Consider the following 12,704-nt stretch of genomic DNA (forward strand, 5'->3'; position numbering starts at 1 on the left):
GGTCATTAATGTAGTAAATAAAAAAGGTGAGCTATGCTCACCTTTTTTTAATAACTAAAGCGTTTACTGCTCTAGCGGAGTATCAAAGTTTTCTGGTTGATCATAATCACCCGAAACAGCAACTAGTTGATCATTTTCAAATTTAACCAGCAACTCTTTATGCTGCTCATTATCGCGGCCTTTGTTAAAGCTGTACACATAACGCCAGGTACTATTATCAAACGCATCTTCTGCTATTGGACGACCTAATACATAAATAACTTGCTCTCGTGTCATGTTTACACGAAGCTTATCTACATCTGATTGCTCTAAAAAGTTACCCTGTGGGATATTGATTCTATATACCCAGCTAGAACAACCTGCTAAAGAGCTGAATGTGAGAGCAACGATAAGCCAAAGAGAAAAAGTTTTTAACGACTGCATTGTTAGTTGTGATCCTTATTTTTTATAATCTGCATGATACCGATTAGTCACTGAAGGTAAAACCCTTTTAAGAAATTGTTTTTAGTTACGAGGGTTAGGGCAACGTTTTGACCACAAACACACAAAAAAGTTTAAGTATAAATATAAGCAAAGCACACAAAGTACCCTCAACGTGGTATTTGTATATAGTGCAAACGCGTTTAGGCCACTGGTATACAGGTATAACAACAAATGTTGATAAGCGCTTAGCCACGCATCAAGCGGGTAAAGGCGCAAAAAATTTAAAAGGCAAAGGCCCTTTAGTTTTAATTCATCAACAAAAGGTGGGCTCAAAAAGCGAAGCAAGTAAGTTAGAGTGGCAAATTAAAAAATTAAGTAGGGCCCAAAAAGAGCACTACGTACAACAGCTAATGACTAAGTGAAGCTGTGGCATTTTTTAATGCTTTTAATTTATTACGATAGCGGGCTTTGTCATAGTTAAACTCGGCGTTTATACCCGCTAAACGCATATAATGTGTTGCCTGCTTTATATTGCCGGTAAAATAATATGCTCGCGCGAGGCCAAAGTGGCTTTCGTGTAACTTAGCGTCAATTTTATAAGCGCTCTTAAAATGCTTAATCGCTTGAGAGTAATTTTTAAGTGCCAGTTCACTATTACCCAATGATATATGGTAATACGGGTTAGCTTGGCGCTTTTTATTGAGCTGTTTTAGCATTTGCTGACCTTGTTTAGTGCGGTTACTTAAGGTGTACAGCACAGCGAGATTACCTATGGCAGTATGGTTATTTTTATCAAGCAATAAAGCATAGTTATATGCCTGTTCAGCTTCTTTTAAATAATTAAGCTGCCTAAATACAATACCTAAATTTCCCCAGCCACCACTGTATAATGGGGCGGCTTCAACGGCGGCACTAAAGTAGCTATAAGCTAAATTATAATTTTTATTTACTAAAGCTTGAGCGCCTTTATTGTTATAAAACATAGCCGTAACAAACTCTTTGCTTATTGGGCTGGTTTTAAAGCGTTGTTTTCTTATATTCGGGTCGAAGTCTATGGTTAACTGTTTATCACGTTGATAAACCATTGTGGCTGGTATTGTTTGCATAAGCGCATTGTCAATTGATAAATTAATATGCCCTGTCAGTAAATTAACCCCTTTATTCATTGCCCAATATTCAGGAATATGGACTTTTTGAAAGCGCGCTTTTATACCTAAATAATCGGCTAAGCTATACGCTAATATCGATAACGACAGGCAATTAGCATTTAAATTAGCGTAGGTTTGCGATGCACTCAATGTGGCGCCACTTTGATAGGTTAACGAGTTATCGCCGTTTTTTAATAAAAAACTTAAAATACTGTTCGCTAAGTAATGCGCGCTGCGCTTACTGGTTAGGTGGGTATCAAGTTGGGAAGTGATTGTTTTGTCGAGCTTAAATATGTCTTGCTCGGTTTCAACGTTAATACGGTTAAATGTTGGATGGTTTGCAAGGGCTAGCGGTGGTGGTTCACGCACCGGGGTGTTACATGCGCTTAAATATAAGCAACTACTTAGTAATAATGTGTTAAAACAAGATATGTTCATAAACCACCTCCAACATATTACATCTATAAGTGTAGATGCAATATGTTGGAGGTGGTTTATTAAAGTGTTACAAAACGTGTTTAGTGGTGTTTTTCAAAGGTGGCGACGAGTGCATCAAGCGCTTGAGCGCTATTTGCTAAATCGCGAATTGCTTGCTCGGTGTTTATTTGCTCATTCATAGCACGGTCACTAATTTCACTTATTTGCTCAATATTACGTCCTACATCAGCAACCACGTTACTTTGCTGCTCAGTTGCGGTGGCAATTAAGGTAGCCATATCGTTTATTTGATTTGCTGTTTCGCTTATCGCATCAAGCAATTCAACAGAGCTTTGCATTGCGCCTACGCTTTGTTGGGCTTTTTGCTTAGATTGACTAATATCGTTTACTACATCTTCAGAAATAGTGGTTAGCTCTTCAATCATTGACTGAATTTCGGTGGTTGATTGCGAGGTACGATTAGCAAGCGCGCGTACTTCATCGGCCACCACTGCAAAGCCTCTACCATGCTCACCAGCCCGTGCCGATTCGATGGCTGCGTTTAAGGCCAGTAAATTAGTTTGCTCTGAAATGCCGCGAATAGAGTCAACAATACTCGCTATATCAATTGTTTTTTTAGAAAGCAGTGTTACTTGCTCGGTAATGCCGTCAATATCAGTGGCAAGCGCTGAAATTGTAGCTTGGCTTTGCAGTACTTGCTGATGGCTTTGGCTGGTGTTTTCTTGACTGCTTTGCGTTAACTTGGCTGCATTAGCCGCACTTTGTGCTATTTCTTGTACAGTTGCGCCCATTTCGTTAATGGCTGCAGCTACCGAAATGGTTTGCTCTTTTTGATTATCAATAGACTGCGAGTTGTTTTTTGCTTGTTCAAATACATGATTAGAACTTTGGCGTATTTCTGTACTTTCGTTGGCGACTTGCTTTATGGCAGTTTCAATTTTATGAATAAACTGGTTAAAGCCATGGCTTAAATTGTTTAGCTCTGGCTGATTAGACTCTGGCAAACGGTACGCTAAATTAGCATCGCCTGATCCTAAACGTGAGAACAGCTCGGCCATATCCGAAAGCGGTGACGCTAAAGAACGTGCTAATAAGTAACTTAGCATGCTAGCAACGAGGGCTATCACTAGCGTAAATGTAAATATTTGCCACTCCAATGTACCTACAGTCGCAAATACCTCACTTTTAGGTACTTGGGCTAATACGTATAAGTCGGTATTGGCTATTGGCATGGCTGCTAAAAATGTGGCTTCGTTATTAAGTGATAATTCTGTAATTGCAAAACCAGAAGGGTTATACAAAGTACTATGAACATTACTGCCATAAAGTGTGTCTATGTTTACTTTAGCCACTTTATTTGCATCTTTATGTAACTGAATTAAGCCGCTTTTATCTGCAATAAACACAAAGCCAGTTTGCTCAATTTTAAATTGTTGTAATAGCTTTTGCATGTCGGTGATGCTTTTTGCAAGCCCCGCTAATCCAAGCCCATTTGTTTGTTGATGATTTACAAACATTTTTACATCAGTCGGGGATTCTTGATAAATACTGATTGAGTACGGATTATTTGAGTTGGTAAAGCCAAAAAACCACCCATCAGCCGCGTCGTTTTTAAGCACGCGTAAAAATCCGTGTTGGTTCCAATATTGTGCTGTATCACGGTTAGCCCACGACGCCGTTGCTAAATCAAACTGCTTTGCTACGCGGTTTAATTCTTTAAGCAGTAGTGTGTCGTCTTGGTTATTTGAGCGCGCCCACTCTAAGATAAATTCATTTGATGATAGTTGCTGTGCAGCACCTAGTAGTTCGTTTATTTCGCCACCAATTTGATTACTAATACTGTGTAATTTGCTGGGTAGCTCAGATTCAATCATACGTCGTTCTATAATATCTTCAGAGCTATATAAAGACGTTAAACCAATTAATGCAGCGACACAGATTGCAATGGTACTGCCTAAAATGGTGATTTTTTGAGTGATAGTTAGGTTTTTTATCGTCATATTATTTAACTTTACAACTAGGTAGATAGCCATGTTAGCACATTATTAATTAAGCGCTAATTATTGCAATATATCTAAAAGGGTATACTCGCTTTTTATTATTACTAGCACGAAAAAGCCCACAGCGTATGCATGTGGGCTTGGTTTCTAACAAGCGAAACTAGTTATACAATTTTCTTCATAGCTGACATGTAGCCGCGTAGTCTAGCGCCAACAATTTCAACAGGGTGCTCACGTAGTGCAGTGTTAATTTGAATCAATGTTTGGTTATCTACTTGGTTACTTTGCTCATTTAAGCCTTTACCAATAACATCGGTGTCGATGTTTTTCATAAAATCGGCCAATAATGGTAAACACGCATGGTTGTATAAGTAACAGCCGTATTCTGCAGTATCAGAAATAGTACGGTTCATTTCGAATAACTTTTTACGTGCTATTGTGTTGGCAATTAACGGTGTTTCGTGTAAAGACTCATAATAAGCCGACTCGTCAATAATGCCTGCTGCAGTCATGGTTTCAAATGCAAGCTCAACGCCTGCTTTAACCATAGCAACCATTAAAATACCGTTATCGAAAAACTCTTGCTCAGAGATTTCTACATCACCAGCAGGGGTTTTTTCAAAGTTAGTTTCGGCAGTTTCTGCACGCCATTTTAGTAAGTTTGCATCGTCGTTTGCCCAATCTTCCATCATTACGCGTGAGAAAGTACCGTCGATAATGTCATCTTGGTGCTTGTTATAAAGTGGGCGCATAATAACTTTAAGTTCTTCGCTTAGTTCAAACGCTTTTACTTTTGCAGGGTTTGATAAACGGTCAAGCATGTTAGTAACGCCGCCGTATTTAAGGGCTTCGGTAATTACTTCCCAGCCGTATTGAATTAGTTTTGATGCGTAACCCGCATCAATGCCTTTTTCAATCATTTTATCAAAACATAAAATTGAACCGGTTTGTAACATGCCACAAAGAATTGTTTGCTCGCCCATTAAGTCTGATTTAACTTCAGCGATAAACGATGACTTAAGTACACCGGCACGATGACCACCGGTACCCGCAGCGTAGGCTTTAGCTTGTGCTAAGCCGTGACCTTGTGGGTCGTTTTCTGGGTGAACAGCAATAAGAGTAGGTACACCAAAGCCGCGTTTGTATTCTTCGCGAACTTCAGAGCCAGGACACTTAGGAGCAACCATGATTACCGTAATGTCTTCACGAATTTGCATGCCTTCTTCAACAATATTAAAACCGTGCGAGTAAGCAAGTGTAGAGCCTTGTTTCATTAAAGGCATAATGGCAGTTACAACGGCCGTATGTTGCTTATCTGGTGTTAGGTTTAATACTACGTCAGCGCTCGGAATTAGCTCTTCGTAGGTGCCTACAGTAAAACCGTTTTCAGATGCATTTAAGTATGACTGACGACGCTCATCAATTGCTGATTGACGTAACGTGTACGATACATCTAGGCCTGAGTCACGTAAGTTTAAACCTTGGTTAAGACCTTGTGCGCCACAGCCAACAATAACCAGCTTTTTACCTTTAAGTGCATCAACACCATCGGTAAATTCACTTGGGTCCATAAATTCACATTGCGCTAATTGAGCTAACTGCTCGCGTAAAGGTAAGGTATTAAAATAATTCGCCATGTTAGTGTCCTATAATTCGTGTTTGTTAGATGCAAAGCGTATTTGCTTTGCTTAAACACACCATAAAAAAAAACTTTGCTTGCGTAAAATGATATATTTGCACTAAAGTATTTCAAAAAATGAAACGTAGAGGCATGTAATGGATCATAAGCATTTAAATTACTTTTTAGCGTTAGCTAAAACGCTCCATTTTGCCCGTGCGAGCGAGCTGTGCCATATAAGTGCACCTACTTTAAGTCGTAATATTAAGCAGCTTGAAGATGAGGTCGGCGTTGCTTTATTTATACGCGATAACCGAAGTGTAAAATTAACTAAAGAAGGGGAGTCGTTTATTGATTACGCCACCTCTACACTGGCTAATTGGCAGCGCTTTAAAGCGAATGTGAAAGACCCAACCCAGCATATTTACGGTAATGTGAGTATTTATTGCTCAGTCACCGCCTCGTATAGTTTTTTGCATCAAATATTAGAACAACTCCGCGCGCAGCATCAGCATATAGAAATAACGCTAAATACCGGCGATCCGGCGTTGGCAATAAACCGAGTGCTGGATGCCCATGAATCAATGGCTATTGCTGCACGGCCAAGTAAACTGCCTGCCCAAATTGCTTTTGTTAATATAGGCCACTCTCCACTGGTTCTTATTGGCCCTAAAATTCAATGCCCGATCAGCGAAAAAATAGCGAAAAACGCCCCACATATTGATTGGTCAGAACTGGAGTTTATTGTACCTGAGCAAGGTTTTTCTAGGCAGCGGCTAGAGCAGTGGTGGCGGAAAAATGATGTGCATGGAAAAATTTATGCACAAGTAGCAGGGCACGAAGCTATGGTGTCTATGGTGAGCCTAGGATTAGGTGTCGCCATGGTTCCCAAAATAGTGCTAGATAATAGTCCGCTACAAGACAAGGTACACGTACTGCCCAGTGAAAATTACCAGCCAGAAGGGTTTGATATTGGTTTGGCGGTGCTAAAAAAAGAGCTTAACGACCCTGCAATCAGTGCATTATGGAATATTGCACAAACTTTAGGCGCAAATGTTATTTAAGCTTTTAACGATTAATATAATTCAGTAAATAGTATGATTAACAGTTGCGTATGAGTTTACTATTACTTAACATGAAAGCTTAATAATAAAAAATAATGACGCACGAGAGTTTATAATAATTATGGATCATGCTGTATCGCTCGCTCATTCTGCTCAATGTTTAAAAAAAGCAATTCCTCTGATGGTAAAATACCGAATGCCGGTAACGCCTATCAATTACGCCATTTGGTATTGCTATGTGCAAGGCAGTAAGCCAGCATTAAATGCTGAGCTTGATCACGTCATTGCTGAGCAACAAACATGTACTCAAAATAAAGCAAAAGAAATTTTTGATAAGCATTTAAGCGAAGATGACTTAGTGTTTTTTCAAGAAATGGCTGATCGCTTCCATGGCACTATGGAGCAAGTACAGCATGATATAAGCGTTACCCTCGATCACTCTAAAAGCTTTACCACGTCGTTGGTAGATTCTCAAAATGAGTTGGCAAGTTTAGCTAATGTAAATTCGTTTAACGAAATACTCGGTTGTGTTGAACGCTTAACTGACGAGTCGGTGGCTATGCAAGACTATGCGCGAGAATTTCAAACTAAGCTTGCGGTAGCCTATAACGAAATTAAAGATTTAAAAGAAGCACTTAACCTTTCTCAAGAAGCAGCCGATACAGACCCCCTGACAGGCTTTTTTAATAGAAGAAAGTTTGATGATGATATTCAGCAGTTTTGTCAAACCTATTCAGAGCAAGCTGACGAGAGCGTATTGGCGGTACTAATCATGTTTGATATTGATCACTTTAAGCGTTTTAACGACGATTTTGGTCATCAAAAAGGCGATGAAGTACTTAAATTAGTAGCCAAAAAAGTTTCGCAAAATATTTCCGATAGCCTGAATGTTTACCGCTATGGTGGTGAGGAGTTTTGTATTACCGGGTATTTTGACAGCATTAACGAGATTATGGTGTTTGCTGATAAAATTCGTTTAGATATTGCCTCATTAACTATCCGTAAAAAAGACGATTTAAATTCTAAACGTGCAATTTCTGCAAGTTTTGGGCTCGCTATTTTACGTCCATTCACGAAAGGTTCGGTACTTATTGAGCGCGCCGATCGTGCTTTATATATAGCTAAAACACATGGTCGCAACCGTATTGAAATAGCCCCTGATATTTAAATGTGATACGCATGTATAAAAATTGTGAATGATTGTAACCAGGTGGCGCACATTTGTGCTTACCTTGCTAGTATGGGTCACTTACTTATTTTACTCATTTAGATTAGGTTAATGCGGCTCAATACTTTTATTTACATTTTTTGCTTTGTGGTGTGTCTTGTTTGCGTGCCTAGCACAGCTTCGCAGGCCTATAACGAACAAGAGTATGCGCAGCAACATATTACTGTTAAAAAGTGGCATGTAAATCTAAGTGTCGGCGCGGGTGTTATTACCAACCCTCTGCATGGCGGAAAAAACGTCCCGCTCCCTGTGATCCCACGCATTGCTTTTTATGGCGAGCGCTGGTTTTTCGATAATGGTCGCCTTGGCTACACACTTGTAGAAAATCAAAAGCATCATTTTAATATCGTTTCAGAACTTAACGCAGAGTCACGCTTTTTTATTGATTGGCATCCTAATAACCTCTTTGTTTTACCAGCAACCGCAGGTGCTTCTGCATTAGCGCAAAATAATCCTCAGCCTAAAAAAATAAATATCGATAATATTGATAATCGCCATTTAGCCCTAGATGCTGGGGGCAGCTATCATTATGTGCAGCAAAATCATGTGCTATCGATACAGTTATTACACGATATAAGTAATGTTTATAACGGTACTCGAGGCGCTATACAATGGCAGTACCACAGTGAAGTAGGGCGTTTAAAGTTAAAGCCAACGCTTGGGGTTAACTATAAATCAGCTGAATTAAACAGCTACTATTATGGTTTAAAAGCACACGAAACCTCATTAGGTAAAATTGACGTTGGTAGTAGCTGGCAACCTTATGCTAAAATCGACGCCAGTTGGCCATTGAGTGAGGCTAACAGTCTTCGTTTTCATGTAGCATATTACGACTATTCAGCTATGGATGGCAGTCCGCTTTTTGAACGTAACTATTCAATGACTGCTTTTATAGGATTCGATCATACTTTTTAATATGAAGTATTTAATGTTGATTGTGCTTACAGTTTTTCTGTTTAGCCCTCCCGTTGTAGCGCAAAATGCGTCTTTAAAGGTCTCTCCCAAAGTGTGTGTTGTGTCTGAGCAGCAAGCGTTTTGCGATCTTGATTTAAAGTTTAATTGGCAGCAACCATCGCCAAGCGATGCATGCCTGTACCAACAAAACAAACTGATTAAATGCTGGCAACAGCAGGCTGTTGGTGAGTTTGAGTATAAAGCGCGTGTTCAGGTAGAGACCATATACTCCTTAATCAATCCTCATACCGGTGTGTTAATTGCTAAAACACACGTTGAAGTGCAAAGTGCTGATGCTAAAAAAAGTAGGCGCAGGCTTCGCTCTCCATGGAGCTATTTTTAATTTAGGAGCAACTCATGCCAAAAATTTTACTTGTTGAAGATGACCTAGGTTTACAACAACTAACAAAAGATTATCTTGAACATAATGGCTTAGAAGTAGACGTATTAAGCCGTGGTGATGAAGTATTTAGTTATCTTGAGAATAACGCTGCTGATTTAATGATTTTAGATATTATGTTGCCAGGTAAAGATGGCTTTAGCGTATGTCGACAAGTACGTGATAAGTTTTCGTTGCCAATTTTAATGCTTACTGCAAAAGGTGAAGACTTTGATCAGGTGATTGGCTTAGAGCTTGGCGCAGATGACTATGTGGTAAAACCTGCAGAACCGCGTGTTTTACTGGCGCGTGTAAATGCATTACTGCGTCGCGGGCAACCCGTGGTTAAGGCCGCAGAAGAGATTCAGTTTGGTGATTTAGTCATTGATAAAACCAGCCGAATTGTTAAATTAAACGAAAACGAAATAGTACTTACATCGCATGAGTTTGAGCTACTATGGCTACTTGCCTCAAATGCAGGCGAAGTACTAAGCCGTGAACATGTTCATCAACATATGATTGGTCGTCAATACGATGGGCTTGACCGTACCGTTGATGTACGCGTGTCACGAATTCGTAAAAAGCTAGGTGATAACAGCGATAAACCTTACCGTATAAAAACCGTGTGGGGGCAAGGTTACTTGTTTGTATCAGACGCCTGGGAAAAATAATATATGAAGGTAAATAAGGAATAATGGGCAAACTATTTATAAGTTTATATGTTTATATCATTGTTTCTTTATTTATTGTTAGTGGTGTTATAGAACAAATTTGGCCTTACGAAGAGACGCAGCAGCAAGTGCTGTTAGATGATGAGTTTGGCCAAGCACTTTGGTTATTATCGCAAACCGATGATGGACTAGATAAGCTAAAACACAGCTTTGAAAGCCAAGTTATTGCCCGCAAAGATCTTATTTTACCCCTTAAGCAGCAAGCCTCATTAGATAAAAACCATTACCTGTATCTGTATGATAAAAAGCAGCGCATAGTGTGGTATGTTGAGCTTGGTGATAACAAACTACTTCAAATTGGTCCTGTAGGCGTTATAAAAGCACCTGAAAGCTCTGTTATTCCGTATTTAATGTTACTGGCTATTGTAGGGTTACCTGTGGGGCTGTGGAGCTTTTTACTATGGCGTGATTTTTCTAAATTAAGCCATGCGTGCGAAGCGGTAGATGGCTCGCAAGACTTTAACTTAAGCAGTCCTTCTAAATCGTTTTTTTTACCCGTTACTGATACTCTAAAAGTAATGCAGCAGCGCATAGAGCATCTTCTTAGTGCGCAACAAGAACTGACCTCCTCTGTATCTCATGAATTTAGAACGCCCCTTGCACGATTAAAATTTGGTATAGCCATGTTAGAAGAAACACTGCAATCGGAAAAAGGGCAACATTACCTAACTAATATGCAGGCAGATATAAGCGAACTTGAAGCGCTTGTGTGTGAAATGCTTGAATATGCTCGGCTTGATTCGCAGCAACCAAGCTTAGCTAGAAGCGACGTTGATTTGGCTGCCTTAACACAATCGGTCATTAATAAGCTAAATTTTGCAAGCGGCATAGAGTTTAATGCGGTGTTACCACAGGCTTTAGTGTACAAGTGTGATGCGCACTTTATTGCGCGTGTAATGCAAAACCTAGTGGGCAATGCGTTAAAGTACGCTGTTAGTCGTGTTGATGTCACACTCAAAGCGCAGGGTGATGCAATTTACTTTATTGTGGAAGATGACGGAGAAGGTATTTTAAAAAGCGACAGAGAAAGCGTATTTAAACCTTTTACTCGTTTAGATAAAAGCCGTGATAAAAGCACAGGGGGCTTTGGTTTAGGCTTAGCCATAGTGGCAAAAATTGTATCTTGGCATAAAGGGCACTATGCAATAACAGACTCACAGCTTGGTGGGGCAAAGTTTATAGTTACCTTACCTAATACCTATCCTCAATAATACTTAACCATTTTGTAGGGCCAAATGTGTCGCTACCTACGTTAAAAAACTCCCATTTACGAGTGCATAAATGCAGAAGGTAGAGCAATGCAGGAGCACTTGCCGAGAACAACTAAATAGCGAATTTTTTGCTTAGCTATCCACTCGTTTTTCCATCCTCAAAATAGATCACTTTATTATGCGGATTGGTATAAAAGCAATTCACCTAAAAACGCCAGGCATAAAAAAAGCGCCTAAGGCGCTTTTTGTGGTTAAAAACCAAAATCAACAAGTAGCAAAATAGTAGACCCGGCTACGTGGAAAAAGTTCTCAATTATTTTTCATTTTTTTTAAGTAGGGGCATCAGCATTTGCTCAAGCCCGTTTAATTTAACCTCGTACATCATTGCAAGCTGCGCTCCGAGTTTACTTTCTGGAAACCCTTGCTGTTTAAACCACACTAGGTAGGGCTCTGGCAAAAGCAATAAGGGTCTGCCTGCGTATTTTCCAAAGGGCATAATTGTATTAATGGCGAGCTTGAGTTCGGCTGTATCCATAATAAGTCAGTAATTGATAAAACGTATAATAGTAATACTACTGCTTATTAATAATAAACGCATTAAATAGTGGCTGGGTAAGCGGGCAAGTAAACAGAAATAAAATAGGCTGTGACGGGCAAGAAACAGCCTATTGAACGAGGGAGTAGGCCCTCTGATTGAATAAATTTGTGTTGATAAATAAATGCTTACCTTGCATTAATTAGCTGGAGTCTAATTATGTGACACAGGTGCGAAGGCGTTTATTTAAACAACACCGGTAGTTTATCTGTTTTTTTTACAGATAGAGAGAAGTAATGTAAAGGAATGTAAATAAAATGAGTTTTTAAACTAAAACTAATAAAAAAGCCTTATTAAAAATAAGGCGTTTTCATTTGGTTGTTTTTATTATTTAGTATAAAAGTGCTATTTTTCGAATAGCTCTTGCTTTACGTGCTCGGCAAAACCACTTCCTGCTTCTAAATAAAAGTTATAGGTCGAGTTTACGCCCATTTGTTCAAGCTCTTTTTGTTGATCAGGGTAATTGGCGATAGCTGTTACTTGGCCGTTATAGCCTGAGGCTTGTAATTGCTCTAGTGCAAAAATATTTTGCATATGCTTTGGCATAGCTAACATGACCATTTCAACATGAGAGTGGTTAACGCGCTGCCAAAAGTCAGGGTCGGTGGCATCGGCAAGGAGTACCTTTCTATTGCGTTTAATATGTTTTTCTACCACCTCTGGTTTTATATCAATGCCCGCCACTACATTAGGGTGAGTCGCATTTATTGTTTCGTAAGCACCTGTACCTATGCGGCCCATACCAAATATAACGATTTTAGTGTCGTTTAAATTAACGGGTAACTCTTCAGCTAAGCGGGTTTTGCTTTCGAATTTTAATAGCCAGCGCTCAATTTTTACGTATAACTCGTTTGAGCGTTTATTAAGAGGCGATGCAATAACAAAGGTAATAGACACCGCAATAGCCATTACCGC

Annotated in this window: 13 protein-coding genes; 7 read left to right on the forward strand and 6 right to left on the reverse strand. The window is 39.5% G+C overall.

The features are described from left to right. Positions 1-63 precede the first annotated feature (63 nt). Positions 64-423 (reverse strand): outer membrane protein assembly factor BamE, encoded by a 360-nt coding sequence (locus L650_RS0113415; protein WP_004587368.1) that lies wholly within the window; start codon positions 421-423, stop codon positions 64-66. A gap of 107 nt (positions 424-530) precedes the next feature. Between L650_RS0113415 and L650_RS0113420 the strand changes: the two genes are divergently transcribed. Next, positions 531-845, forward strand: coding sequence for a GIY-YIG nuclease family protein (locus L650_RS0113420; protein ID WP_004587367.1), 315 nt, complete (start codon positions 531-533; stop codon positions 843-845). Here the strand turns inward: L650_RS0113420 and L650_RS0113425 are convergent. From L650_RS0113425 to ilvC, 3 genes are all read right to left on the reverse strand, one after another. Then, complete coding sequence (locus tag L650_RS0113425; RefSeq protein WP_029773435.1) at positions 831-2,009, reverse strand: tetratricopeptide repeat protein; 1,179 nt, start codon at positions 2,007-2,009, stop codon at positions 831-833. The genes L650_RS0113420 and L650_RS0113425 overlap by 15 nt on opposite strands. An 80-nt stretch (positions 2,010-2,089) precedes the next feature. Next, a complete protein-coding gene (locus L650_RS0113430) occupies positions 2,090-4,009 on the reverse strand; it encodes a methyl-accepting chemotaxis protein (protein ID WP_024031820.1) in 1,920 nt (639 codons plus the stop codon). A gap of 164 nt (positions 4,010-4,173) precedes the next feature. Continuing rightward, positions 4,174-5,646, reverse strand: coding sequence for a ketol-acid reductoisomerase (gene ilvC, locus L650_RS0113435; RefSeq protein WP_029773436.1), 1,473 nt, complete (start codon positions 5,644-5,646; stop codon positions 4,174-4,176). Positions 5,647-5,785: 139 nt separating this feature from the next. On the opposite strand from ilvC, the gene ilvY reads away from it, so the two are divergent. The 6 genes from ilvY (at position 5,786) to L650_RS0113465 (ending at position 11,194) form a co-directional block, all read left to right on the forward strand. Then, complete coding sequence (ilvY, locus tag L650_RS0113440; protein WP_029773437.1) at positions 5,786-6,691, forward strand: HTH-type transcriptional activator IlvY; 906 nt, start codon at positions 5,786-5,788, stop codon at positions 6,689-6,691. A 121-nt stretch (positions 6,692-6,812) separates the two neighbouring features. After that, positions 6,813-7,859, forward strand: coding sequence for a GGDEF domain-containing protein (locus L650_RS0113445; protein WP_029773438.1), 1,047 nt, complete (start codon positions 6,813-6,815; stop codon positions 7,857-7,859). A 111-nt stretch (positions 7,860-7,970) separates the two neighbouring features. Further along, positions 7,971-8,834, forward strand: coding sequence for a MipA/OmpV family protein (locus tag L650_RS0113450; protein ID WP_282451978.1), 864 nt, complete (start codon positions 7,971-7,973; stop codon positions 8,832-8,834). 13 nt (positions 8,835-8,847) lie between these two features. After that, complete coding sequence (locus tag L650_RS0113455) at positions 8,848-9,216, forward strand: DUF3019 domain-containing protein (RefSeq protein ID WP_036963332.1); 369 nt, start codon at positions 8,848-8,850, stop codon at positions 9,214-9,216. A gap of 14 nt (positions 9,217-9,230) precedes the next feature. Beyond that, positions 9,231-9,923: a response regulator transcription factor gene (locus L650_RS0113460; protein WP_024031826.1), complete on the forward strand. Its 693-nt coding sequence runs from the start codon at positions 9,231-9,233 to the stop codon at positions 9,921-9,923. Between the two features lie 23 nt (positions 9,924-9,946). After that, complete coding sequence (locus tag L650_RS0113465; RefSeq protein WP_029773440.1) at positions 9,947-11,194, forward strand: ATP-binding protein; 1,248 nt, start codon at positions 9,947-9,949, stop codon at positions 11,192-11,194. A 313-nt stretch (positions 11,195-11,507) separates the two neighbouring features. Here the strand turns inward: L650_RS0113465 and L650_RS0113475 are convergent, their stop codons facing one another. Beyond that, a complete protein-coding gene (locus tag L650_RS0113475) occupies positions 11,508-11,729 on the reverse strand; it encodes a DUF3820 family protein (protein ID WP_004587357.1) in 222 nt (73 codons plus the stop codon). A gap of 405 nt (positions 11,730-12,134) precedes the next feature. Further along, on the reverse strand, positions 12,135-12,704 hold a 570-nt coding region (locus L650_RS0113480; protein ID WP_029773441.1), incomplete at its 5' end, for an NAD(P)-binding protein.

Origin of the sequence: Pseudoalteromonas sp. TB51, from assembly GCF_000498055.1 — a bacterium.
GTDB classification, from domain to species: Bacteria; Pseudomonadota; Gammaproteobacteria; order Enterobacterales; family Alteromonadaceae; genus Pseudoalteromonas; species Pseudoalteromonas atlantica.